This is a genomic window from Mucilaginibacter puniceus, from assembly GCF_054783175.1.
This window is the reverse complement of the sequence record NZ_BAAGRB010000001.1, coordinates 373,232-399,325: the sequence shown is the minus strand read 5'-3', so window position 1 is coordinate 399,325 and position 26,094 is coordinate 373,232. Positions and strand designations below refer to the sequence as shown.

The window sequence follows — 26,094 nt, the reverse complement described above, 5'->3', positions numbered from 1 at the left end:
TATATAGAAATATCTGCTTATTTTAGTATAACATCCATCTATCATGAAAATTGCTATAGCCTCGCCCCCATTTCCAAAATCTGTTAATGATGGTTTATTTTGGCTGGATAAACTGGTTAAGGAAGCGGCAGTACAAAAAGCCGAGATCATTTGCTTTCCTGAATCGTTTATTCCGGGTTATCCATTAACTGAGTATGAGGTGGAGATGTGTTCGCCCGAAACGTTGCGTTTTGCATTAAACGCCGCCTGCCAAATAGCCGCCCAAAATAACATAGCCATTATATTACCTATGAATTGGTATGACGGTGATGGCTTTTTTAATGTGGCGCATGTAATATCTAATACAGGAGAGTTGTTGGGTTACCAGGCCAAAAACCAACTGGACCCATCCGAAGACAGCGTTTGGACACCCGGTACACAGCGCTCTATATTTAATATAAATGGGGTTAAAATTGGCATTGTTATTTGCCATGAAGGTTTTCGTTACCCTGAATTGGTTAGATGGGCAGCGCGTAAGGACGCCAAAATAGTATTCCAACCGCATTGCGCCGGAAGTAATATGGATGGTATTAAACCTGCCTCATGGGGAAGCATGGATAGCCCTTATTACGAAAAGGCGATGATGATGCGTGCTTTGGAGAATACGATATACTTTGTCAGCGCCAATTATGCTTTTGATTATCCCGAATCGGCCAGCTCATTAATTGCACCTGATGGTACGTGTATAGCGTATCAACCTTATGGTGTGCCCGGAGTGCTGGTAGCCGAAATAGATATTGAACAAGCCACCGGTATTTTAGCCAAACGGTTTAAGCCCGAATTGCTAAAATGAAGCCATAATCTAAAAATAAAACGTAATAGATTTGCTAATTCAAAAATTAACCGTTTATTTTGCGGCGTCGTGAAAGACAAAAAAAATGATAAAAAACACCACCATAACAACAGTTACTACCACCGGCATACAGTTCGGAGGAAGATAATCGTATGGTGTAAAATATAAAAACCAGATGAACGCCTTCCTCCGCTAACGGGGAAGGCGTTTTTTGTTTACAAATGATATGAAAGTTTTAAAATTTGGCGGTACTTCCGTAGGATCAGTTCAGAGCATCCAAACCTTATTGAATATTTTAAAAAATGAGGCTGCCGGCACTGATAAACCCGTTGTGGTATTATCGGCCATGAGTGGTGTAACCAACTTATTGATAGCTATGGCAGAAGATGCCGCTAAAGGCAACGACTTTACCGCGCCCTTAGCCGAACTGGAAAAACGCCATTTTGACGTGGTAAAGAGCCTGTTGGATATACAAAACCAAAACCCGGCTTTTACCAAGTTAAAGATTCATTTTAACCAGTTGGAGGACCTTTTGCAAGGTGTGCTAACTTTGCGCGAACTTACCCCCAAAACACGCGACCTGGTATTAAGCTTTGGCGAACGCTGCTCAACTTTAATGATCAGCAAAATTGCGGCACAACATTTTCCGGAAGCATTGTTTGTTGATGCGTCCGAACTGATAAAAACCGATAGCAGCTACGGACAGGCCAAGGTGAATACCGAGCTTACTGAAATATTGATACGCGAGTTTGTTAAGGAAAATAAAGGCAAAATGCTTTTTGTTACCGGCTTTATTGCAGGTAACGATGAGGGCCAGATAACTACTTTGGGCCGTGGCGGAAGCGATTATACCGCGGCCATTTTTGGCTCGGCATTGAACGCATCTGAGATACAAATTTGGACCGACGTTAATGGCATGATGACTGCCGACCCACGCATGGTTAAAAAAGCATTCTCATTAGAGGAACTGACTTATACCGAAGCAATGGAGCTATCCTATTTTGGTGCTAAGGTTATCTATCCGCCAACTATGACCCCGGCCTTTTTAAAGAAGATACCTATCGTCATTAAAAATACTTTTGAGCCGGAGTTTGCAGGAACTGTTATTCGCCAGGAGTGTAAGCCATCAAATTTGGCTATTAAAGGCATATCGTCTATCAACAACATCAGCATTATTAATGTTGAAGGTAGTGGTATGGTGGGTAAATCGGGCTTTAGCGGACGTTTGTTTTCTTTGCTGGCGCGAGAGCAGATCAATGTCATTTTGATCACCCAATCATCATCAGAGCATAGCATTACTTTTGCCGTACAACCCGGCGATACCCAAAGAGCACGCGCCGTAATTGAACATGAATTTGAACTGGAATTGCTGGCCCAAAAACTGGAGCCGGTTGTGATAGAAGAGAACCTGGCCATATTAGCAGTGGTAGGCGAGAACATGAAAGAAACCCCGGGTGTATCCGGCAAGTTGTTCCATTCATTGGGCCGTAATGGGGTTAATGTAAGGGCCATAGCGCAGGGATCATCAGAGTATAATATCTCGGTTATTATATCCGCACATGACCTGTCGAAAGCGTTGAACGCGGTGCATGATGCTTTCTTTATCGAACTGAATAAAACCTTACACGCATTTTGCTTAGGTACGGGTAATATTGGTAAAACTTTGTTTGCTCAATTAAACGGTCACGCCAAATTTTTGCAGGAGAATAACGGCATACAAGTTAAAATAGCCGGTATTGCCAATACCCGTAAAATGATATTTAATGAAGATGGTATATCATTAGATACTTGGGAGAAAGAACTGGAAGCTTCGCACCATGAAGCCGACTTGCAAGCGTTTATCAATCGTATGAAAGACATGAATTTGCCTAACTGCGTGTTTATTGATAATACGGCCAGCCCTAAACCTATTGAGCATTACGAAGAGATATTAAAATCCACCATATCCATTGTTACCTGTAATAAAATAGGTAATTCGGGCAGCTATGCGCAATACAAAACTTTTAGGGATGCCGCGCGCCAGCATGGGGTTGATTTCTTTTATGAAACTAATGTGGGTGCAGGTTTGCCTATCGTCCGTACATTAAAAGATCTGATCAACAGCGGCGACAGAATACAGCGTATTGAAGCGATACTTTCAGGAACCATATCCTTTATATTTAACAATTTTAAAGGCGATGCTAATTTCCATGATACCGTAAAACTGGCGCAGGAAAAAGGCTATACTGAACCTGATCCACGCGACGACTTGAGCGGAAAAGATTTTATGCGTAAAATGCTAATATTGGCCCGTGACGGGGGCTATGAGTTAGAGGAGTCTGATGTAAATATTCAAAATATATTACCACAAGCTTGTTTGGATGCCAAATCTGTAGATGAATTTTATGCTGCGCTTAAGGCAGAAGATGCCTATTTTGCAGACCTTAAAGACAAAGCCGCAAGCGAAGGTAAAGTATTGCGTTATATAGGAATTTTAGAGAACGGTCAAGCCTCCATCAGCCTGCAAATGGTTAATGAGGACCACCCTTTCTTTACGCTATCGGGAAGTGATAATATTATATCATTTACTACTGATAGGTATAAAGAGCGCCCATTAGTAGTAAAAGGCCCGGGTGCAGGTGCCGAAGTAACCGCCGCGGGTGTATTTGCAGATCTGATCAATGTTGGATCGAATTAAACCCCCTAACCCCCTAAAGGGGGAACGATAGTTTGATAATTATATGGAAAATAATATACAAGAAAATAAAGCCGCCATTAAAGCCCCCCTTTCAGGGGGCGGGGGGGGCGTCGGCGCAAGTGTTCGTGTTTTTGCGCCTGCAACGGTTGCTAACGTAGTGTGCGGATTTGATGTGCTGGGCTTTGCGGTAAATGAGCCGGGCGATGAAGTAATTATGCGCGTTACCGATAAACCGGGCATTGTTATCAGCAAAATTACCGGCGATGACGGTCGGCTACCGCTTAACCCTGAGAAAAACACGGTTAGCGTAAGCGTACAGCATTATTTAAAAAGTATTGGCCGTCCCGATATAGGTTTAGATATTGAGCTGCATAAAAAAATGCCTATCGGCAGTGGGTTGGGTTCAAGCTCGGCCAGTACGGTTGGGGGTTTGTTTGCTATCAAAACCTTATTAGGTGACGATACCGACCCTATAAATATATTACCCTTCGCTATAAAAGGCGAAGAAATGGCTTGCGGCCATGGCCATGCGGATAACGTAGCCCCTGCACTATTTGGTGGCTTTGTGTTGGTACGCAGTTATGAGCCGTTGGATGTGATACGTTTACCACACCCTAAAAATTTGTATTGTGGTATTGTTTTCCCGGATGTGGATGTACCCACCCGCGAGGCAAGACAGATCATTCGCAACAAAATAAACATGAAGGATGCGGTTACCCAATGGGGTAATATTGCAGGTTTGGTAAGCGGCTTATTTATGGGCGATATTGACCTGATAGGCCGCAGTATGCAGGATGTACTGGTTGAACCGGTACGCTCTATGCTGATACCTGATTTTTACAAAATGCGCGAGATAGCCATGGAAATGGGCGCGGTTAGTTTTGGTATTTCAGGCTCGGGGCCATCTGTTTTTGCGTTTACCCGCGATGAGCAAACCGCCAAAGCTATCACTCAAAAATTACAACAACATTTAACCGGTATAAAAATCGGCTCCAATAGCTACGTAAGTACTATTAATGATGCCGGGCCGAAAGTATTGGGGTAAAGCTAAAAGGCGAAAGCAGAAAGCTAAAAGCAATTATAAATATTAATAAATCCGAAATCGAACATTCGAAATCCGAAATCGAAATGAAATTATACAGTACCAATAATCCATCTTCAAGCGTATCCTTTAAAGAGGCTGTGTTTAACAGCATGCCGCAGGATAAAGGTTTATATATGCCGGCTGTTATTCCGCAGTTAGATGCTCAGTTCATCAATAACCTGGGCAGCTATACCCTGCCTGAGATAGCCTTTCATGTAGCCCAACATTTAATAGGTGATGATATCCCTGAAAATGATTTGAAAGCCATTATCGATGATGCCATAAACTTTTATGCGCCAATAGTGGAGCTGGAAGAGAATGTTTATGTACTGGAACTTTTCCATGGCCCATCATTAGCGTTTAAGGATTTTGGCGCCCGCTTTATGAGCCGGGTAATGAGCTACTTTTTAGAAGCCGGCGAAAAACAACTGGATGTACTGGTAGCCACCTCCGGCGATACCGGCGGTGCGGTAGCATTAGGCTTCCTGGGCGTGCCAAATACCCGGGTTACTATATTATACCCAAAAGGCAAAGTTAGTAACATACAGGAGCTGCAATTAACCACCAACGGCCAAAACATCCGCGCCATTGAGGTGGACGGCACTTTTGATGATTGCCAGGCTTTGGTTAAGCAAGCATTTACTGATAAAGAACTGAATGAAAAATTCAGATTGACCTCAGCCAACTCTATAAACATTGCACGATTAATACCGCAAACCTTCTATTATTTTAATGCCTATGCGCAGGCTTTAAAGCAAGGTAAAAGCAAAGTGGTATTCTCGGTACCCAGCGGAAACTTTGGCAATATTGGCGCGGGCCTGTTAGCGTGGAAAATGGGTCTACCTGTGGAACAATTTATTGCGGCTACCAATGCAAACGATACCGTGCCTGAGTTTTTAAAAACAGGTGTATATCAACCAAAACCATCGGTAGCTACACTATCCAACGCGATGGATGTGGGTAACCCAAGCAACTGGGTACGTATTGCTGATATGTTTAAAGATAATGCTGATGAGTTGAAGAAACTGGTAACCGGTTATCGTTATGATGATGAGGAAACCGTAAAAGCTATACAAGAGGTTTACGATCATTATAATTATATAGTTTGCCCGCATACCGCTATTGCCTGGCAGGCGCTAAAGGATTATCAGCAAGACAAACATAGCCACGCCGATGTGGCTGGTATATTTCTGTCCACCGCCCACCCTTGCAAGTTCCCTGATGTATTTAACGAGGAGATAGCCGGGCATATTGATATTCCTGAACAGGTTAAAGACATACAATCCAAACAAAAATTGTCAGTTGAGTTAGGAACTGATTTTGGAGGGTTTAAAGATTACTTATTGAAGAAAGGGTAAAATCGATTTACTTGCGCAACATATAAAAATGCATATCCGTGCGGGTAACAAAACCCACGCTTTCATACACTTTTATAGCCCGGTGATTATCATCCCTTACATGCAAGAATGGTACGTTACCCTCGCTTGTAATGCGATTGACTTGGCTTAATAATAACTGTCTGGCATATCCCTTACCTAAATGGTCAGGATGCGTACAAACAGCGCTAACTTCAATATAAGGTAATGGGGCCATTCGCTGCCCGGCCATGGCTACTAATCTTTCCTTATCAAATATGCCCTGGTAATAGCCAAAATCTATAGTCCTTTCCCGAAAAGGCCCTGGCTTAGTTAGTTCGGTAAGCTCCATCATTTGTGGTATATGCTCATTTGTCAAATCAATCAAATCAGTATTTACCGCTACAGTATCACCTCTGTAAACCATTTGCAAACAGGGCACGTGTCTTAATAGTTTCCATTTGCCGGGAATTGCTGTTTGAAAAGGTGAAACAAAAGCTACCAATCCATCATGAGTGATCAACTCATAAAGCGCGTCAAAGTTTTCTACAGAGTTCTCTTTAAACCCAACAAACGGAGCAACGTCTTTATCGAAAAACTTAACTTGCTCATTTCCATAAGCCAGGTTACTATTACCAGAATTTAAGGCATACCATGCGGGGTTATCCAAAACGTGTTCCATTAATTCAAACTTATAAAAGCTTTCGGCTAAATTTATCACCATATGGTAAATTGCAAAAAAGCTAAGTCCCCAATTATTTTGAGGGCTTGCGGTAAAAAAGGGTATACAGTTTAATCAAAACTTTTACGGCTTATAAATGTCATATACATTATGAAACATATAATATTTATTTTAGCCATAGCAGTTATAATAACATCCTGCAATGCTACAGGTGATAAAAGCGAGGCAGCCTTATCAGACACTTTAACCGCTGCTCCCGCCCCGCGTACCCCCAATGCCCAGGCCTTATGCTTTTTACGAACAGAAGGTAATAATAACCAGGACACTACCAGTATTGAATTGGTTATAAAAAATAATAAGGTTACCGGGATTATGAATTGGATGCCTTATCAAAAAGATAACAGGATGGGCAAATTACAGGGTGATATAAAAAATGACACTATAGAGGTTGTTTGGACCTTTATACAGGAGGGCATGACTGATACACTTAACCTGCAATTTAAATTAGATAACAACCATTTGCTACAAAAACCTTTAAAGCTTAACGAAAAAACAGGTCGTCAGCAAACAGATAAATCAGCAGATTATACCCTAGCCTATAATACAAGTGATAAAGTTTATAAATAAGCCATGTTATTTATTAAATTTACTACACCAATCATACCAACACAATGAAACAGCAATTTCATTACGCCACTATTTCTGAAGCTATTGAGCAATTACGCAAACAAGGCTTTACGCTCGATTTTAATTTGAAGGAAAATAGCCTTAAAGTTAATGAGCAGGAATACTCGGCTGACGAATTTGAAATAGTTGATCTTTACCGTTATGAGGGCCCATCAGACCCGGCAGATGAAGCTACCGTTTATGCATTGGCATCACCCAGCGGCACAAAAGGTATTTTAGTGACAGGTTATGGTGCTACATCGCCAGATGAAGCTGCCGACGAAACATTAAAAAGGCTGCATTATAAATATCAGCAATCTCTACGTAAATAGCCCCTGCCAAAAAAAATATGGCCATGTATTAAATATTAATTAAATATACATCGATTAATATTGTAACAGCATAATTTCTAATATCTTATGCTTGTAATTACAACTTATTATAGTATTTTACACCAAATTTTGATAAGCCAAAATCTATTTAGAACTTATTTTTTAAATAGGCCTAATTATATACCTAATTATTACTATGAAGAATGAAGCGAATACATCAGTCTTGGTTATAGACGATGAAGAAATGGTAAGAGACAATATTGAGGATATACTGGTACCGCGGGGACAAACCGAGGAGCAGGATATGATCAGTAATGCAGCCAATATCTTATTTGATGCACCCAAACCTTTGCTTTCGCCTCGCACACGTAATATTCCGGTTTTTACTGTTGATAAAGCCGCCAATGGCATGGAGGGTGTTAAGCGTGTAAAGGAGGCCCTGGAACGCGGCACTCCGTATGCTGTTATATTTTTAGACATGCGTATGCCCGGCTGGGATGGCCTGGAAACAGCCATGGAAATAAGAAAATATGACATTAAAGCCGAAATAATATTTATTACCGCCTATAGTGATAAATCAATAGATGAAATAGTTGAACAAGCCGGGCAAAATGTAGGTTATCATTGCAAGCCTTATGCCCCCGAAGAGGTGATACAATTAGCTACAAAAGCGGTAACCGATTATAATAAGTTACGCAACCTTGAGCATTTAATCGAATCTATATCATCCATAGGCTTAAGTAAAAATCAGCTTACCTCATTACTAAAAAATATACTGGAGCAGTTAGCCATGTCATTAGAAACAGATATGGCTTTGATAGGCAAATTAGACCATGAATTTGCTTATGAGAAAATATTATCAATAGGCGCGCTTGAAGAGAAAATTAACCTTGATGCTTTGGTAGAGAGAGTGAAAGGACTTAAGCTGGATAAAGACGAAGTAATACAGATAGATGAGTTGGTGCTTGCGCAAATGGACACCTACTCGGTTTTTGCGGTGCTTAAAAAACAGGAGAAATTAAAAACCGAAAAAATGTACCTGTTGAAGCTATTTGTACAAAATGCTGCACAGGCCATACGTAATGCCGAACTTAATGAGCGGTTGATAAAAGAAGAAAAATTATCCGCTGTTGGGCAGGTAATAGCTATGGTAATGCATGATTTGCGTGCGCCAATAAAAAATATTAAGCTATTAACACATATGCTTCGCGAGGATGGACAAGAGGGCGAATTAGTTAATTTTATTGACCGGTCGGCAGAGCAAGCTTCTGAAATATTTGATGACTTTTTAGATTTTATTAATAACACTCCGGTTAAAAAATTACCGGTTAATTTAAATAAGATAGCCGATGCTGCTATTGAACAGGCAGAAATTAACGAAAATGCGTCGCAAATAACTATCAGCAAAAATATACCTGAAGACATGGTTATACATGGCGACGAAAGTAAATTAAGACGGACAATTGTAAACCTGATTAATAATGCAGTTGATGTATTGTACGATAACAAAGTTCCTGATGCCGCAATAAATATCACAGCGGGTGTACAAAGCAGCAACGCTATTATAACTATTAGTGATAATGGGCCGGGCATAACAGATGAAATTATGACCACCTTGTTTGAGCCTTTTGTTACTAAAAATAAAAGTAACGGCACCGGCCTGGGTTTAGCTATTGTTAAACAGTACGTAACCGCACACGGCGGCGACATTGTGGTTAGTAATAATAATGGTGCAACTTTTACTATTACCATCCCGTTGTAAACAACTATAATACCGTTGTTATAAAATGCAGAACTTTAAAACCGAGCCACAGCCTGATAACCTGAACCAGGACCTTGAAAAATACAAGGCATTTATAAAAGCATCAAACATTGGTGCCTGGGAATATTATTCAGGTAAAGAATTTTTTTGGTGTAATGACATCTATTTTGCCATGCTTGGCAGGGATATTAAAGATTACGGGGTAAACGGCAGCAAAAATCTAAATACCGCCTGGGTTGATTTGGTGCACCCGGAGGATAAAGAAAGCGCAACAAAAACTTTTGCTGATTATATTAAAAACCCGGTAGGATTATACGAAAATTATTTTCGGATGAGCCATGCCAATGGCAGGTGGGTTTGGATATGGTCAAGGGGAAGTTTACTAAAAGATGCGCAGGATGGCTCGTCGCCAATAATAATTGGCACCCACATAGACATTACTGACCATAAAGAAGCAGAAGAAGTAATAGCTCAGGAACGCATATTACTACGCACCCTTATTGATAGCTTACCCGACATCATATTTGTTAAGGATGCCGAAGGAAGGAAAATTATAGCTAACCGTGCGGATGTTAAAAGTATGGGTGCATTATCAGAAGCAGAAGCAATTGGCAAAACCGATATTGAACTGTACCCAAATGAAATAGGCCTGCGCGGTTATGAAGATGATATGAGCGTGCTGAAACAGGGAGTATCTATACTTAATAAGGAAGAGTTTTTTTTGGATGATGCCGGAAATAAACGCTGGATGCTAACCTCAAAAATACCTGTTATTGATGAAAATGGTAAAATCATCAGGTTGCTGGGTATAGGGCATAACATTACCGCACGCAAACAATCTGAAGAAACTTTAAATAAGTTAAACCAGGACCTCTACGCACAATCAGAAGAACTAAAAGAACTGAATGCGCAGCTTACCAAACAAAAAGAACAGGAACTTGAAAAAGCCATTGCACAGGGCAAATTTGAAATAGCATCTGAGGTGTTACACGATATTGGCAACGCGCTGGTGGGTTTTGGCTCATACCTTAACCGCATAAACCGGGCTATTGAGTTGAATAACCTGGATACTATTAAAAACCTATCATCATTTTTAAAAGCACAACAAACAGCACTGGCCGATGCCATTGGTACCGATAAAGCCGCCGCATTGGTGAGTTTAACCGAAAACCTTGCAAACACACAGGCAACAAATCAGCAGGAGGTAACCACCTCTATGAATGAGTTATTAAATATAATAACCCATATACAAGAGATATTAAACATTCAAAGGCAGCTTGTTAGAGACCATGCATCAGGTTCGCAAGAACGCAGGCCGGTTAATTTGGGTAATTTAATTGATAATTGCCGGTCGATGCTTTTTGCGGCACTTGACAGGAAGGGTATAGAACTTAAACTAAATATACAACCGGGGCTACCGATAATTAAAGGCGACCAAACCAAGTTAATGCAGGTAATTTTAAATGTATTGAAAAATAGTATTGAGGCCATTGATATTACCCTGGTTGAGAAGAAGATTACCGTAACTGCCCTATCTGTAAATGGCAATATTGAATTAATTGTAACCGATAATGGGCAGGGCTTTACTGCAGAAACCGGGAGCCGTTTTTTTGAACGCGGATTTACTACTAAAAAAACCGGCACCGGCCTTGGATTATACAACTGCAAATCTATCATTGAAAGCCATGGCGGGTCATTTGAGATAAAAAGCGATGGCCCGGGACTGGGATCAGTAACCACCATAAAACTTGACTTAGAGCCTGCAATTTAATCTATAGATATTATTTAATCTTATAGTCATGCATATAGATATAAACTATATGCTATCAATTATTATGATTAGATTTTAGCGATGAGAATATTACCTTCGCAAAAAAATAAACACGATAATATTTATGATGACTATAGGACAAAGATTTCCGTCTTACTCAAAAACGGCTGTGGTAAGTTTAGAAAAAGGTAAAGAGTTTGAAACATTAACTTCTGACGAATTAGTAAATGACGATAACGTTTGGACAGTTATGTTTTGGTGGCCAAAAGATTTCACTTTTGTTTGCCCTACCGAGATAGCTGAATTTAATAACAATTACAGTGAATTTCGCGATCGTGATACCCGTTTGATCGGTGCCTCAACCGATTCAGAATTTGTACATGCTGCCTGGAGAAAAAATCATGATGATCTACGTGATCTTAAATTCCCGATGCTGGCTGATACTTCAAAATCATTAGCTGAAGAATTGGGTATTTTAGAGCCTAACGAAAAAATTGCCTACCGCGCTACTTTTATTATTGACCCTACCGGTATTATACGTTGGGTATGTGTAAACGACCTAAGCGTGGGCCGTAACGTAAAAGAAGTTTTACGCGTACTGGATGGTTTACAAACAGATGAGCTTTGCCCATGTAACTGGGTTAAAGGCGAAGAAACTATAACTGTTTAATATAATTATTTTCCCAGCGTCATTGCAAGGAGCGACGCAATCTCTCTAAATGAGACAGGCGGTTCCTTTCAGTGGCGTTTTGGTTAAAATATTCACCATGAGCGAAACAACCGATATTATACAAGAATTGCTAACCGGCGTTGGGCTGGATAAAGAGTACAGAACAGATGCGCTTGACCTGCTTGAAAAAGGCGAATCGCGTTACGTGCGCGATCTGAAGCTTAACTTTACCAGTACACTTACATCTGAACATCTATCTGCCAAAGAGTGCGCCTTATTGGGTTTAAGCACGGCTATTAATAACAATAATAAGCCGCTTACTTTATATTACACCAAATATGCCGAAGAGCAAGGTGCCGACGCTGCCGAAATAGCTGAAGCCGCCGGATGTGCGTCATTACTGGCATCAAATAATATTTTCTACCGTTTCAGGCATTTTACGCAAAAGGAAAAATACACCCAGATACCTGCACGTATACGTATGCAGTTAATGATGAAACCTGTTACAGGCAAAGAGTTTTTTGAATTAATGAGCCTGGTAATATCTGCCGTAAATGGATGCGAAATGTGTGTAAATGCGCATGAAGATTCCCTGATAAAATTAGGCACTACCGAAGAGCGCATTTTTGATGCCGTACGTATTGCATCATTAGTTACCTCGGCCGGGAAAATTATCTATTAAAATTAACTGATCTATACTATAATGAAAAAGCGCCCAAATTATTAGGGCGCTTTTTTTGTGATTTTGGGTTTACCCCTTATATGCCTGTACCTATAAAGGTACAGGCGGCAGGAGACTTAGCAAATTTACCAAAAACACCAAGTATCTTATATTGAGCACATTTACAATGTGCAACAAAATATTTTCGCGGGTAATAATACAATAAATTTTCTACCAATGTATCAGTAACCCCCTAAAAAACAATAGTTTTAACATTTTTTAACTAATCAGTAAAAAATACCATAGGTACAATAAATAGCGCCATAAATCCTGGCAATATACCCGTATCTTTGACCAACAATGAAAACGGTTATACCCATATACGATATTTGTACCCTGTCAGATCGTCAAAAAGATGATATTTTGATAAGCCGTTTTGCACCGTATTTAAAAAGTCATCGCAACCTGCATTTGGCGCATAAGCATTCATTTTATCACCTGGTATTTTTTACAAAGGGTAGTGGTATGCAAACTATTGATTTTGAAAACTTCGCGGTAAGGCCCAATCAAATTTATTTTATGATACCGGGCCAGGTACATAGCTGGGCTTTTAAAGGAGAGATAGATGGATATATTATCAATTTTTCTACCACGTTTTTCCAGTCGTTTTTATTAAAGGCTAATTATTTGGAAGACCTGCCTTTCTTTTCAGGCATTACAAAGGATGCGGTCATTGACATCCCCGAGCAATTGCAGGATAAAGTAATTAACCTTTTTGAAGAGTTAATAGCCGAGAACGAAACGATTAACCCTTTGGGCCTTGATATGGTTAAAAGCCTGATGCTGCAATTATTTATACTGGTAGCAAGGTTAAATAATGATGTGGCAGAGTCTGTTGCCCCATCTTACAACTATACCCTGCTGCGCAGCTTTCAAAAACTAATAGAGAAGAACTATATGCACCTGCGTTTGCCAAAACAATATGCCGAGTTATTGTATATTACTCCTAATCATTTAAATGCGCTTTGCAATGATGTGCTGGGTATGCCGGCCGGCGAAGTGATACGTAACCGGATCATATTAGAAGCTAAACGGTTATTGATCAATAATGATATAACTGTTTCAGAAATTGCCAACCATCTTAACTTTGCGGATAACTCCTACTTCACCAAATTTTTTAAAAAGTTGGAAGGCGTTACACCTGAAGAGTTCAGAAAAAAATCAAACAACCATGCACACCTCAATTAAAATTACACCCAATATGGAAGTATCACAATGTTACGCCGCACTTCACGCTAAATGCCCAAAATGTCGCAGGGGAGATATGTTTGCTAATAGTATGTATGGCTTTTCGTCCCAAAAAATGCACGAACACTGCCCCCATTGCGGCTTTAAATTTGAAATTGAACTGGGTTACTTTTATGTGGCAATGTTTGTAAGCTACGCCTTTAATGTAGCGCAAATGGTAATTTTAGGGGTAGGTACTTATTTGTTAACCGGCAGTAATAACCCGTGGATATACCTGGCCATTTTATTTGGTTGTGCATTTTTACTGGCGCCATTTAATTTTCGCTACTCAAGAGTTGTGTTATTGTACTGGTTAACTCCGGGTGTACGCTATGAGCCGCATCGCGCTAAGGATGATTATAAAAAATTTGTTCCCTAAAGCTTATTTATCACTCAAAATAATCGGGTTTCCCTTGCCGCCCATAATAATAACTTTAGCATTTGGCGATAAGGCAATTTCCTTTTGAGCCTTAATGCTTTCATATTGTAACTGCTTATCAGACAAGCCGGTAGATAGTATTTTTTGATAATCGGCTATACCTTGTGCTTCTACACGTTTACGGTCGGCTTCCTGGCGTTCTTTTTGCAGCACAAACTGCATTTTTTGCGCGTCCTGCTCGGCATTTATCTTTGATTCGATACTGGCTTTTACGGATGCGGGTAAGGCTATATTACGTACCAATACCTGCTGCAGTTCCAACCCTCTTTTGGCAAAGCTTTGCTCAATGGTTTGGGTAGTTTTATTCTGAAATTCCTGCCTTTTAACCGAGTACAGATCAACAGCCTGGTAGCTAACCGCATTATCTCTGATGGCGGTGCGCGTAATAGGGCGAACTATTTTATCAACATAGTCCTGGCCAATGTTTTGATAAATGTACGGCGCTTTGTATGGGTTTACCTTGTACAATACTGAAATGTCAATGGTAACTTCCAAACCATCTGAAGACAGCACCCGTATAGCATCATCCCCCTCTTGCTGGCCTTCGCTGTGTACCGCGCTCATGGTATAATTTTGAGTTTGAATATCAAAATTAGTAACATCAAACAATGGGTTAATTACATGCATACCACTTTCCAGCACGTTATCCTGTACTTTTCCAAACAAGGTTTGTACACCCACACGGCCCGGTTCAATAATTTTAACCGCCGAGAGTAATATCCCCGCAACTACTACAACAATTCCGGCGGTGGTAACAATACCGCCAAAGCGGTTGCCAGGTTCTGGCGAGCGTTTGAGTACGGTACCTACAATAAGTACGATCACTCCTAAAATTGCTAAAAACATTGAGTTTGGGTTTAAGGTTGTTTGGTTATTTCTTTTACTTGTTTAATCAACTTCACTTTTAATATAATAAATATGGCCGCGCTAAAAACTCCCGCCAGCACATATTCATAATGCCCGGTACTAAAGCCGATATAAATGGCATAAAAGCTTAATATTATAGCAACGGTATAAAATACATTGAGCAATACTTTCCACCACATATTAGTAAACATCTAAGCTTGGGTCAATATCTTCTTGCCAGGCCAGTATACCACCATACAAGTTGTATAAATTAGTAAAACCTTGTGCTTCTAACTGCATAGCGGCAGCCGCGCTGCGCTTACCACTGCGGCACATTATTACTACATCTTTATCTTTTGAAATCTTATCAGTTTCAATTAAAATGCCGCCTAATGGTATTAGCTCGCCACCAAGGTTTGATACCTGGTATTCAAAATCTTCCCTAACATCAATCAGTTGAAAATCTTCGCCTTTGTCTATCTTCTCTTTTAATTCCTGTACGCTTATTTCTTTCATGGTATTCATATTAATTTTCAAAGGTAAGTTTTTTTCTGTATCAAATAATTAACAGTAATTTTTGTAACATTAGGCACGCATAAGCGTTTATAATAAGTTATAACTATAAATCTCGTAATTGGATGGAGAAAATTACCCAGTTTTTCTGGTTTTGCTCAGGAGCACATATTGAAACTTTAAAAAAGTACCCTATTGAGCATAATAAATATGTGGGCATAGGGGCCACTATATTTTTTACCGCATTATTCGCTGCCTTATCAGGCGGATATGCTATGTACTTTGTATTTAGCGGCAGCGCGTTTGCGGTTGCCTTTGCCATACTTTTTGGCTTGCTGTGGGGTACGGCTATTTTTAATATGGACCGCTATATAGTATCCAGTATTAATAAAGAGGGTACAACCAATCAACAAATTATACAGGCGTCGCCGCGTATTTTGCTGGCTATCATGATTGGCATCGTAATATCGCGCCCACTGGAGTTAAAGATATTTGATAAAGAGATCCGCCAAAAATTAAAAACCGCATACCTGAAAGGGCAGAACCGCAAGATAGATACCCTGCAAAAAACCTATCAGCAAAAATATGGCATGGAGCTGAATAAAAACCTGGAGCTTAAAAAAGAAAAGGACTCATTAGAAAAAGACATCAACCGCTCGCGCTACCAGTTGAACCAGGAGGTTTTTGGCGATAAAACCAACCAAACATCGGGTATTACCGGTTATGGCACTTATGCCAAACAAAAGGAAGCCGTATTAAAAGAGAAAGAGGCACGTTTAAAAACGGTTACCGATGATGTTGGTAAAATGGAGCAGTACCTTGCCCAACGCAAGGATTTTGAGGGACTGAATAACCTACGACTGTTTACCGAGAAACAACTGGATAGCCTCTCGAACATTGCAGGCTTTAGCGACCGTAACTGGGCATTGGGAAAGTTATCCTTTAATGAGGATGGCTCACGCGATTTAGATACCTATTTGGCGATATCATTTATTGGTTACTTGTTTATTTTATTTGAATGCTTACCGGTGTTTGTAAAGCTGATGTCGCCTAAAGGGCCCTATGATGTAGCCATGGCTAAAACCCAGGAGGCCGATATTCATTATGCGGAGCGCGACAAGGAGCGCGATATTGCCATAACCGATAACGTTTTTGATCACCATTTAGATACGGATATATCCCATCGAAAGCGGGTGATAACCGAACAATCAGAAAATACGCGAAGGGGACATCGATATAAATAACCCAATATTAATAGTGATACCTGCATTGAAAAATAACAACAGTATCGTTATCTATTTTATAAACCAACCGGTGTTCAAGGTTAATTCTGCGCGACCAATATCCGGCAAGATTATGCCTTAATGGCTCGGGTTTACCACTACCTTCAAATGGCGTTCGCTCTATTTCTTTAATTAGCGCATTGATCTTTTTTAGAGAAGCTTTATCTGTACTTTGCCAATATAAATAGTCCTCCCACGCCTGGTCAAGGAAAACTATTTTCATTCTTCAATAAGCTTTCTTTCTTGACCTAAGCCTTTTTCATAATCTGCAATACTATTTAATAATCGTGCTGCATTTGCAGGGCTTTTAAGCAGATAGAAGGTTTCTTCCATGCTTTCATAATCGGACTTTGAAAGCACAACAACATCCTCGCCATTAGAACTTGTTACAAAAAGCGGTGTATGGGTGCTTCTTACTTTATCCAGGTAAGATTTAAGTTGTTGCCTGAACGATGTGTATGATGTGATTAACATATTGATCAATTTTTATATAAAGATAGAAAAAATATTAATCCCGTACAACATCATGTACATATTAAGCCCCCATTTCTTTTTTCAAAAACTGCCCGGTAAAGCTACCCTTCACTTTACATAAACCTTCAGGCGTGCCCGAATATAGGATGTTACCCCCTCCTGAACCACCTTCGGGGCCAAGGTCAATAACATGGTCAACCACTTTAATCACATCCAGGTTGTGCTCAATTACCAGCACGGTATTGCCTTTATCAACCAGTTGGTACAATACACCCAATAGCACGTTAATATCTTCGAAGTGAAGCCCGGTTGTAGGCTCATCCAGTATATAGAAAGTATTGCCCGTATCCTTTTTAGAAAGCTCTGTAGCCAGTTTAACGCGCTGCGCCTCACCGCCTGATAGCGTGGTTGATGCCTGCCCTAAACGGATATAACCCAACCCAACATCAGCCAAGGTTTTAACCTTACGGTAGATGGATGGAATATGCTCAAAAAACGGAGCCGCATCCTCAATGCTCATGTCCAGCACATCGTTAATTGATTTGCCTTTGTAGCGTACTTCTAATGTTTCGCGGTTATATCTTCTGCCGCCACACTCTTCACAAGGCACTTGCACATCGGGCAAAAAGTTCATTTCAATAACCCTCAAGCCAGCGCCTTTACAGGTTTCGCAGCGGCCACCTTTTACGTTGAATGAGAAGCGACCCGGCTTATAACCACGGATGCGCGATTCGGGCAAAGCCACGTATAAATTTCGTATATCAGAAAACACACCGGTATACGTTGCCGGATTTGACCGTGGCGTACGGCCTATAGGTGTTTGGTCTATTTCAATTACTTTATCAATATGCTCCAGGCCTTCTATCTTACCATAAGGCAATGGTTGCTTTTTGGCCCGGAAGAAATGATGGTTCAGTACAGGATACAAGGTCTCGGTTATCAAACTTGATTTCCCGCTGCCTGATACCCCGGTTACGCCAATAAACTTACCCAAAGGGAAATCAACTGATACATTTTTTAGATTATGTCCCGTAGCTTTTTTAATGCTTAGCGTTTTGCCGTTGCCTTCTCTTCGGGTTTTAGGTATGCTGATCTCGCGCTCACCATTGATATAAGACGTTGTAAGCGTATGCTTAGCCATTAACTCTTTTGGTGTGCCCTCGGCAACCACTTCGCCGCCATGTACACCGGCAGCCGGGCCCATATCAATCACATAATCGGCTTCCAGTATCATATCCTTATCATGCTCCACCACCAATACGGTATTGCCCAGGTCGCGCAGGTTTTTCAACGCGTTTATCAGGCGCTCGTTATCGCGTTGGTGCAAACCAATACTTGGCTCATCTAAAATGTACATTACGTTCATCAACTGCGAGCCTATCTGCGTCGCCAGCCTTATACGCTGTGCCTCGCCGCCTGATAGCGTTTTAGCCGTACGATCCAATGTTAAATAACTTAACCCCACATCCAGCAAAAACACAATACGTGCACGTATCTCTTTCAGTATTTCTTTAGCGATAACGTTCTGGCGCTCGGTTAGCCTGTCTTCCAGATTGGTAAACCATGCCTGCAGGTCGTTAATATCCATGCAAGCCAGCTCAAATATGTTTTTATTATCAACCTTAAAGTGTAACGATTCCTTTTTAAGCCTTGCACCCTCACAGGTTGGACAAGTGCGCAATACCCGATAGTTTTCCATATCGTCAATACCTTCCTCGCTGCGGCGCTCCTGTTGCTCTTCTAACATGCGAATGATGCCGTCAAAGCTTATCTGGTAGCTTTGCACATTCCATTTGTTGTATTCTACAGCAACGGTCAACATCTCATTAGTACCATTCAGGATAATTTCTAAATGCTCTTTAGCCAGTTTTTCGATAGGCACTGATAAAGAGAACTCATACTTTTTAGCCAATGATTTCAGTACCTGGAATATCCATGTTTCGCGGTATTCGCCCAGCGGAGCTAAGCCACCATTCAATATACTTAGTTTAGGATTTGGGATAACCGATGCTTCGTCTATCTCAAAAATATAACCTAAGCCATTACACTTTTCGCAAGCACCATAGGGCGAGTTAAAAGAGAAGGTATTGGGCTGCGGCTCATCATAGGATATGCCCGATATCGGGTCCATCAAGTACTTACTAAAGTAAGCTACGTTATTATCCTTATCACCGATACGAATAATACCTTTAGCGATCTTCAACGCCGCTTGTATAGAGGTATATAGACGTTTACTGTCTTTCTCACTTACAATTAAGCGGTCAACCACAATATCAATATCATGTATCTTATAGCGGTCAACCTGCATTTTAGGTTCAACGTCGGCAATAGCGCCGTCTATCCAAACCTTTAAATAGCCTTGCTTACGTATTTGCTCAAACAATTCGCGGTAATGGCCTTTACGGGCTTTTACAACCGGGGCCAATATATTTACCGGCTGACCATCAAACCGTTCAAAAATGGTTTTAAGTATTTGGTCCTCGGTCATGCGTTCCATCTTTTCGCCACTCACGTACGAGTAAGCCTCGCCGGTACGTGCAAAAAGCAAACGCATAAAATCATATATCTCGGTAATGGTACCCACAGTAGAGCGTGGGTTTTTACTGGTGGTTTTTTGTTCAATGGCGATAACCGGGCTCAAGCCTGATACTTTATCCACATCGGGCCGCTCCATGCCCCCCATAAACTGGCGCGAGTAGGCCGAAAATGTTTCCATGTAACGGCGCTGCCCCTCGGCATAAATAGTATCAAATGCCAAAGATGATTTACCACTGCCGCTTAACCCGGTGATAACAACCAGCTGGTTACGCGGAAAAGAAACATCAATATTTTTTAAGTTATGTACCCGGGCTCCGTAAACTTCAACTTCACTCTGCTCGCCCAGGTCTAATGGTTTTTCATTCATAAATTTAATTAGTGAATGAGCGATTGAGTGAATTAGTGAATGATAAAAGGCAAACAGGCATGATTATGAAACTCTGTCAATCACTCATTCACTAATTCAATAATTCACTCATTAAACAGCCCGCAAATATACGCAAAAAAAAGTCCGGCCTTGCCATTTGGACAAGCCGGACTGTAAGTGCTCCGTAAATTTTTTGTGCTTAATTAACCGCTAATAATTGCGGTAATGGCTGGTACGCGTAAAGCGCGCTATAGCCATATTTAACCGGCTGGCCTATGATCTCTTTCATAGCAACCAGTTTATACACGTATGCGCCGGTTTCTTTGTTAAGGTGCATCCTAAAGTAATTAACTTTCTTTTGCGTCCTCATAGCTTTTGCAAGCTTTACCGATCCATTATTATAAGCAGCAGCGGCTAATGTCCAGCTGCCAAACTCGTCATGCAGTTCATTTAAGTACTTGCATGCTGCAATGGTTGCTTTACGAACGTTCAATCGTTCATCCTTTCCCTTGCCAACCTTTAAGCCATAGCTGCGCGCGGTGCCCGGCATAAACTGCCATAAACCCCTTGCACCTTTTGGCGACGTACCCTCTTTTAAACCCGACTCCACCAACGGAAGGTATTTAAAATCATCAGGGATGCCGTATTCTGCCAAAATTGGCTCAATTATAGGAAACAACTTCTCAGCTTTTGAATGCAAAAGATTTGTTTGAGTGGTTTTATAACTATGCTTTTTAAGTGTCAGGCGCATTTTGCGATCTACTTTTGCATTATTACGTGGTAGGGCTTCATCAGCGAAACTATAGTATTTTGCAGCATCATTTTTCACAAAGATTAACCCGGAAACATGATGTGTTTTTGTTGCAGTTTTAGTGCTATTTTTAGTGGTGTTGGTACTGCAAATGTTAAGCTTAAAAATGATAGCCAGCACCAGGATTACGGAGCACGTAATTAAGGATTTGTTGATCATTTTTTTTATCTCCATTAAATGTACATTAGGTAAAATATTAAACAAAGGTACTTTATATTAGTCAGATTGTCAAACACTTAACCATACCTTAGTGTTTTGATTATTTTAAAATAGTTCAAAAATCGGGCTTTAAACTGGTTTAAAGTGGGTTTTTGAACCGATGCAAAAACTTGAAAAAAGTGATGAAAAACCGACAAAAAACAGTACCTTTGACCCTCACGCTGCGAAAGCGCAAAACAAAAAAATATGGTATTTAAAAGGCCAGAGAAGGGCCGCGACGGTCAGTCCGGCAGATCATCAAACAGGGCCCCGAAAGGTGGCGATAACGCGGGAAAATCCTTTTCCGGATCACGCGAAAAATCATCCAATAATTCAGACAGATCAGACTCGAAAAAAAGATACGGCAGCGATGCTTCATCTGGCCATGACAGGAGGCCGTCTTCATCATCTGAAAGAAAGCCTTATGCAGGCCGATCAGACGGTGAAAACAAAAGCAGCTTTTCCGGCGGATCATCATCTGATAAAAAGAGCTTCGCGCCAAAAGTCAGGCCATACACCGGCCGACCATCAGGCGATGAAAAAAGCAGTTTTGGTGGTGGCTATGGCGACAAGAAAAGCTTTTCGCCAAAAAGCAAACCATACTCCGGCAGGCCAACGGGTGATGACCGTCCGCCAAGAAGTTTTGGCAGTGGTGAAGGATCGGGGGAAAAAAGAAGTTTCGCGCCAAAAGGCAAATCGTCTTATTCAGGCAGGCCATCAAATGATGAGCGTCCACCAAAAAGCTTCAGCAACAACAGAACTTCGTCAGACAGGCCACGCTCATCAAGTAAGTTTGGTGATAAACCATCAGGCGACAGGCCAAAAAGAGATTTTGATAGCAGACCACCGCGCGAGGGCGGCTTTAAAAAACGCGATGCCGATTTTATTAAAGACAAACCTTATACCCGCCGCGAGAAGCCTACTTATGATAAAATAACGGTTGACCGTGATGCCCCGGCGAAAACCCTTCGCCCTAAAAAAGCTCCTGCTAAAAAAGACGACGGACTTATTCGCCTTAACCGTTACATTGCTAACGCGGGTATATGTTCGCGCCGTAAGGCCGATGAATTGATATTGGCGGGTGTGGTTTCAGTAAACGGCGAGGTTGTTGCCGAACTGGGTGCTAAGATCGACCCGATAAAAGACGAAATACGCTATAATGGTGAAACATTAAAACGCGAAAAAATGGTTTATGTATTGCTAAATAAACCAAAAGATTATATTACTACCACCGAAGACCCGCAGGAACGCCGTACGGTTATGCACCTGGTTGAAAAAGCCAGCCGCGAACGTATCTACCCTATCGGACGATTGGACCGGAATACTACCGGGTTATTGTTAATGACCAATGATGGTGAATTAGCCGATAAGCTTTCGCACCCGCGCAGCCAGATCACTAAACTATACCAAGTCGAACTAAATAAAAGCCTAACCCAGGGCGACCTGAATAAAATTCAGTTTGGATTGGAGTTGGAGGATGGGCCTATTAAACCTGACGTAGTATCATATGTAGCAGGTGCATCTAAACGCGAAGTAGGAATACAGATACATAGCGGGAAGAACCGCATTGTTCGCCGCATATTTGAACACCTGGGTTACGAGGTTGTAAAACTGGACCGTGTAGTTTATGCCGGCCTAACCAAAAAGGACCTGCCACGGGGACGCTGGCGCTTTTTGGACGAGAAAGAGATCATCCAGCTAAAGCACTTAATAAAATAACAAAAACGCTTCCCGATATATCGGGAGGCGTTTTTTTGTTGAGATTTAGGTAACTTGCATTACCGGTTAAACCAATACATTTTCATTATGAAAAAGCTGCTGTTCATCATCATGCTGGCCCTGCCCGCGCTTGGCATAGCACAAAAAAAACTACCCTCAACTTATGACCTGGTAATAGGCACCTACACCAAAGGCGAAAGTAAAGGCATTTATGTTTATCGTTTTTATGTAGAAACAGGCAAATTAGCCTATTTAAGTCAAATTGAAGATGTAAGCAACCCGTCCTATTTAACTGTTAGCGCCAATAATAAATTTATTTATGCGGTAAATGAAAATAGCCCCAATGGCTCGGTAAGCGCGTTTAAGTTTGACGCAGGTACAGGGAAATTGGAATTAATTAACAGCCAGCAAACAGGTGGCAGCCCGGCGCATGTTAATATTGATAAGGATCAAAAAAATGTGTTTGTATCTAATTACGGCTCGGGCAGTTTGGCTGTTGTGCCTATTAATAAAGATGGTTCATTGGGTGCACCTACCCAAACTATACAAAGTGAGGGCAAGAGCGTAAACACCGAAAGACAAGCCACACCGCATGTACATTCGGCTACTTTATCACCTGACGAAAAACATTTATTTGTTGCCGACCTGGGAACAGATAAAATAAACATATACCGTTACCGTGATTCGAAAGTACCGGCGCTAACGCCAGAGAATCCTGCGTTTGTGAATGCTAAACCCGGTAGTGGCCCGCGCCATATGGATTTTTCGGCAGATGGAAAGTTTTTGTATGTAGTAAATGAGTTGGCCGCATCGGTTACCACCTACAGCGTTGACGGTGCCAAACTAACCGAAATACAAACCATCCCCATGGTTGATGAAAGCTTTAAAGGCAACGTTGGCGCAGCAGATATTCATGTATCGCCTAACAGCAAGTTTTTATATGCCTCCAACCGTGGCGATGCTGATGAAATTGTAACTTATGAAATAAGCCCGGTAACGGGGCAATTGAGGTTTATTGACCGATATCGAACATTGGGAAAAACTCCCCGTAATTTTGTTATCGACCCAACAGGTAAATTCTTAATAGCAGCCAACCAAAACAGTAATACCATAAATGTTTTTACTATTGATCAAAAAACCGGAAGGATATTTCCAACACGTAATTCAATTACTGTTGATTCGCCGGCGTGTTTGAAATTGGTGCCGGTGGAGTAGGTTGGTCATTGGTGCATTGGTCATTGGTCATAAGAAAATCATGGTTTACACTTTTTTGAGTCAAATTTTGTTAAACTTTTGATTATCAATTTTTTATAAAAAATTTTATCAAAAATGTGTTAAGTTGTGTAAACCATAAAAAAGGCTCAAAGCGGATATGCTTTGAGCCTTTACTTTAAGATTTCAGCTTAAACTTTATTTGTTTTTGGTAAATGAGTAAACTACGTAACCCGTGGTATTACCTATAGTTACGGGAGATTTTAAAGTCATTGACTGGCCATCGTTATCATTAATAACTAAACGGTAACCGTCAGGTACGTTTTTAGGCGCATCGCCCTGGTAGATTTTTTTGAACTGGAACATAGTACCCATACCCGGGTCGTTAAACAACGACCAGAAAATAGTTTGCGATGTACCGTTGTTTAAAGTATACACACCATTGCCGCTATTGGTCAGTTGCCAGGTGCTGCCGACAAATGCACTTGGCGCAGCCTGGTCAAATACGGTTTGTACCGAACCGGTAACTAAACCTTGATAGGTAACGGTGTTTAATGTCCATGTGCCCACAAAACGCGCCCTTGAAGAGCCTGTTAATGCAGCGGGCGCCCCGCATGATGAAATAAGTAAAGCAACAGCTAAAACTGGAATTAGGATTTGAAGTAATTTTTTCATGATTGTAGATATTATTATATTTCAAATAATATCTACAATCATGCCAAGAATATTGAACTATAGTACGTTGGCCTTACTTTTTTCAATAACCTCTATATAATAGTTTTCATATTGGGGTAATATTTTAGTCAGGTCGAACTCTTTGGCGCGGGCAAGCGCGTTATCTTTAAAGGTTGCCAAACGAGCCTCGTCCTCCAAAATATAAACAGATCTATCGGCCATACCTTGTATATCTCCAATATCTTTTAAAAACCCGGTTACGCCATCAATATTTAACTCAGGCAATCCACCCGCGTTTGTACTAATAACGGGCACTTTACAAGCCATTGCCTCTAAAGCTGCCAAACCAAAGCTTTCTGATTGTGATGGCATCAGGAAAAGATCAGATACGGAAAGTATTTCTTCAATGGCATCTTGTTTACCTAAAAAGCGGGTATCATCGCTCACACCCAAATCGCGGCAAAGCTGCTCACAGTCCGAACGCTCGCCACCATCGCCAACCATTAATAATTTGGATGGTACCTTTTCGCGCACCTTAGCAAATATTTTAACCACGTCTTCTGTACGTTTTACTTTACGGAAGTTGGAAGTATGTACCAATATTTTTTCGCCCGAAGGTGCAATGGCTTTTTTAAAGTGATCTTTAGCTTTTAGGTTGAACCGGGTTAGATCAATAAAATTGGGAATTACCTTAATATCATTTTCTATCTCAAAAAATTCATAAGTCTCTTGCTTCAAGTTTTCAGATACTGCGGTCACACCATCTGATTTGTTGATGGAGAAAGTAACAACCGGTTTATAGGTTCTATCCTTACCTACTAAGGTAATATCTGTACCGTGAAGTGTAGTTACCACCGGAATATAAATACCGTAAGTTAATAATATCTGCTTAGCCATAAACGCGGCCGAAGCATGCGGAATAGCATAATGCACATGAAGGATATCCAACTTTTCAAACCTTACCACATCAACCAAACGGCTGGCTAATGCCAATTCATAAGGCGGATAATCAAACAACGGATATTTAGATACGGATACTTCGTGGTAAAAAAGATTCTCGGAAAAAAAGTCCAGACGGGCAGGTTGGTTGTAAGTAATAAAATGCACCTGGTGACCATTGTCTGCCAGGGCTTTACCTAACTCGGTGGCAACAACCCCGCTTCCGCCAAAGGTTGGATAACAAACTATTCCTATTTTCATTTATATAACTTGCTGTGAGCAGAGGCTATAGCCCCTATAG

The 26,094-nt window shown here is 41.0% G+C and carries 25 protein-coding genes; 15 read left to right on the top strand and 10 right to left on the bottom strand.

The window, feature by feature from the left end:
* Positions 1–43: 43 nt before the first annotated feature.
* The 4 genes from ACYVJ6_RS01825 to thrC all read left to right on the top strand — a co-directional run bounded on the left by ACYVJ6_RS01825 (position 44) and on the right by thrC (position 5,951).
* On the top strand, positions 44–832 hold the full coding sequence (locus ACYVJ6_RS01825) for a carbon-nitrogen hydrolase family protein (protein WP_460692320.1): 789 nt from the start codon (positions 44–46) through the stop codon (positions 830–832).
* 226 nt (positions 833–1,058) lie between these two features.
* The gene (thrA, locus tag ACYVJ6_RS01820; RefSeq protein ID WP_460692319.1) at positions 1,059–3,509 is read left to right on the top strand and encodes a bifunctional aspartate kinase/homoserine dehydrogenase I; all 2,451 of its coding nucleotides are present in this window, start codon (positions 1,059–1,061) and stop codon (positions 3,507–3,509) included.
* 43 nt (positions 3,510–3,552) lie between these two features.
* The gene (locus ACYVJ6_RS01815; RefSeq protein WP_460692318.1) at positions 3,553–4,554 is read left to right on the top strand and encodes a homoserine kinase; all 1,002 of its coding nucleotides are present in this window, start codon (positions 3,553–3,555) and stop codon (positions 4,552–4,554) included.
* 83 nt (positions 4,555–4,637) lie between these two features.
* Positions 4,638–5,951, top strand: coding sequence for a threonine synthase (gene thrC / locus ACYVJ6_RS01810; RefSeq protein WP_460692317.1), 1,314 nt, complete (start codon positions 4,638–4,640; stop codon positions 5,949–5,951).
* Between the two features lie 7 nt (positions 5,952–5,958).
* Here thrC and ACYVJ6_RS01805 read toward each other — a convergent pair whose 3' ends face one another.
* Positions 5,959–6,672, bottom strand: coding sequence for a GNAT family N-acetyltransferase (locus ACYVJ6_RS01805; protein ID WP_460692316.1), 714 nt, complete (start codon positions 6,670–6,672; stop codon positions 5,959–5,961).
* 108 nt (positions 6,673–6,780) lie between these two features.
* On the opposite strand from ACYVJ6_RS01805, the gene ACYVJ6_RS01800 reads away from it, so the two are divergent.
* The 8 genes from ACYVJ6_RS01800 to ACYVJ6_RS01765 all read left to right on the top strand — a co-directional run bounded on the left by ACYVJ6_RS01800 (position 6,781) and on the right by ACYVJ6_RS01765 (position 14,158).
* On the top strand, positions 6,781–7,257 hold the full coding sequence (locus ACYVJ6_RS01800; RefSeq protein ID WP_460692315.1) for a hypothetical protein: 477 nt from the start codon (positions 6,781–6,783) through the stop codon (positions 7,255–7,257).
* 44 nt (positions 7,258–7,301) lie between these two features.
* Entirely contained in the window at positions 7,302–7,628 is a 327-nt protein-coding gene (locus ACYVJ6_RS01795) for a phosphoribosylpyrophosphate synthetase (protein ID WP_460692314.1), read from the top strand.
* 196 nt (positions 7,629–7,824) lie between these two features.
* Positions 7,825–9,390 (top strand): ATP-binding protein, encoded by a 1,566-nt coding sequence (locus ACYVJ6_RS01790; protein ID WP_460692313.1) that lies wholly within the window; start codon positions 7,825–7,827, stop codon positions 9,388–9,390.
* Positions 9,391–9,415: 25 nt separating this feature from the next.
* Positions 9,416–11,161 carry a PAS domain-containing protein gene (locus ACYVJ6_RS01785; RefSeq protein ID WP_460692312.1) on the top strand — a complete coding sequence of 582 codons (1,746 nt, stop codon included), beginning with the start codon at positions 9,416–9,418 and terminating at the stop codon, positions 11,159–11,161.
* A 124-nt stretch (positions 11,162–11,285) separates the two neighbouring features.
* Positions 11,286–11,831 (top strand): peroxiredoxin, encoded by a 546-nt coding sequence (locus ACYVJ6_RS01780; RefSeq protein ID WP_460692311.1) that lies wholly within the window; start codon positions 11,286–11,288, stop codon positions 11,829–11,831.
* A gap of 97 nt (positions 11,832–11,928) precedes the next feature.
* Entirely contained in the window at positions 11,929–12,513 is a 585-nt protein-coding gene (locus ACYVJ6_RS01775) for a carboxymuconolactone decarboxylase family protein (RefSeq protein ID WP_460692310.1), read from the top strand.
* Positions 12,514–12,852: 339 nt separating this feature from the next.
* On the top strand, positions 12,853–13,740 hold the full coding sequence (locus tag ACYVJ6_RS01770; RefSeq protein ID WP_460692309.1) for an AraC family transcriptional regulator: 888 nt from the start codon (positions 12,853–12,855) through the stop codon (positions 13,738–13,740).
* Positions 13,741–13,753: 13 nt separating this feature from the next.
* Positions 13,754–14,158 carry a DUF983 domain-containing protein gene (locus ACYVJ6_RS01765; RefSeq protein ID WP_460692308.1) on the top strand — a complete coding sequence of 135 codons (405 nt, stop codon included), beginning with the start codon at positions 13,754–13,756 and terminating at the stop codon, positions 14,156–14,158.
* Between the two features lie 3 nt (positions 14,159–14,161).
* Here the strand turns inward: ACYVJ6_RS01765 and ACYVJ6_RS01760 are convergent, their stop codons facing one another.
* From ACYVJ6_RS01760 to ACYVJ6_RS01750, 3 genes are read right to left on the bottom strand one after another with little or no spacing between them, the layout of a single operon-like run.
* Positions 14,162–15,064 carry a prohibitin family protein gene (locus ACYVJ6_RS01760; RefSeq protein ID WP_460692307.1) on the bottom strand — a complete coding sequence of 301 codons (903 nt, stop codon included), beginning with the start codon at positions 15,062–15,064 and terminating at the stop codon, positions 14,162–14,164.
* A gap of 11 nt (positions 15,065–15,075) precedes the next feature.
* Positions 15,076–15,264, bottom strand: coding sequence for a DUF6358 family protein (locus ACYVJ6_RS01755; RefSeq protein ID WP_460692306.1), 189 nt, complete (start codon positions 15,262–15,264; stop codon positions 15,076–15,078).
* Between the two features lies 1 nt (position 15,265).
* On the bottom strand, positions 15,266–15,580 hold the full coding sequence (locus tag ACYVJ6_RS01750) for a rhodanese-like domain-containing protein (RefSeq protein WP_460692305.1): 315 nt from the start codon (positions 15,578–15,580) through the stop codon (positions 15,266–15,268).
* A 122-nt stretch (positions 15,581–15,702) separates the two neighbouring features.
* Here ACYVJ6_RS01750 and ACYVJ6_RS01745 point away from each other — a divergent pair, with 122 nt between their 5' ends.
* Entirely contained in the window at positions 15,703–16,821 is a 1,119-nt protein-coding gene (locus ACYVJ6_RS01745) for a DUF4407 domain-containing protein (protein WP_460692304.1), read from the top strand.
* A gap of 7 nt (positions 16,822–16,828) precedes the next feature.
* On the opposite strand, the gene ACYVJ6_RS01740 is transcribed toward ACYVJ6_RS01745, so the two are convergent.
* From ACYVJ6_RS01740 to ACYVJ6_RS01725, 4 genes are all read right to left on the bottom strand, one after another.
* Entirely contained in the window at positions 16,829–17,083 is a 255-nt protein-coding gene (locus ACYVJ6_RS01740; RefSeq protein WP_460692303.1) for a Txe/YoeB family addiction module toxin, read from the bottom strand.
* Positions 17,080–17,334 carry a type II toxin-antitoxin system Phd/YefM family antitoxin gene (locus ACYVJ6_RS01735; RefSeq protein ID WP_460692302.1) on the bottom strand — a complete coding sequence of 85 codons (255 nt, stop codon included), beginning with the start codon at positions 17,332–17,334 and terminating at the stop codon, positions 17,080–17,082. Before ACYVJ6_RS01735 ends, ACYVJ6_RS01740 begins: the two co-directional genes overlap by 4 nt.
* 61 nt (positions 17,335–17,395) lie before the next feature.
* Complete coding sequence (uvrA, locus tag ACYVJ6_RS01730; RefSeq protein WP_460692301.1) at positions 17,396–20,239, bottom strand: excinuclease ABC subunit UvrA; 2,844 nt, start codon at positions 20,237–20,239, stop codon at positions 17,396–17,398.
* Between the two features lie 199 nt (positions 20,240–20,438).
* Positions 20,439–21,224 (bottom strand): lytic transglycosylase domain-containing protein, encoded by a 786-nt coding sequence (locus ACYVJ6_RS01725; RefSeq protein WP_460692300.1) that lies wholly within the window; start codon positions 21,222–21,224, stop codon positions 20,439–20,441.
* Positions 21,225–21,455: 231 nt separating this feature from the next.
* On the opposite strand from ACYVJ6_RS01725, the gene ACYVJ6_RS01720 reads away from it, so the two are divergent.
* Both ACYVJ6_RS01720 and ACYVJ6_RS01715 read left to right on the top strand, forming a co-directional pair.
* Positions 21,456–22,967 (top strand): pseudouridine synthase, encoded by a 1,512-nt coding sequence (locus ACYVJ6_RS01720; protein WP_460692299.1) that lies wholly within the window; start codon positions 21,456–21,458, stop codon positions 22,965–22,967.
* An 87-nt stretch (positions 22,968–23,054) separates the two neighbouring features.
* Positions 23,055–24,182 (top strand): lactonase family protein, encoded by a 1,128-nt coding sequence (locus ACYVJ6_RS01715; protein ID WP_460692298.1) that lies wholly within the window; start codon positions 23,055–23,057, stop codon positions 24,180–24,182.
* 195 nt (positions 24,183–24,377) lie between these two features.
* On the opposite strand, the gene ACYVJ6_RS01710 is transcribed toward ACYVJ6_RS01715, so the two are convergent.
* Both ACYVJ6_RS01710 and bshA read right to left on the bottom strand, forming a co-directional pair.
* Positions 24,378–24,854, bottom strand: a complete 477-nt coding sequence (locus ACYVJ6_RS01710) for a hypothetical protein (protein WP_460692297.1) — start codon at positions 24,852–24,854, stop codon at positions 24,378–24,380.
* 57 nt (positions 24,855–24,911) lie between these two features.
* Positions 24,912–26,054, bottom strand: a complete 1,143-nt coding sequence (gene bshA / locus ACYVJ6_RS01705; protein WP_460692296.1) for an N-acetyl-alpha-D-glucosaminyl L-malate synthase BshA — start codon at positions 26,052–26,054, stop codon at positions 24,912–24,914.
* Between the last annotated feature and the right edge of the window lie 40 nt (positions 26,055–26,094).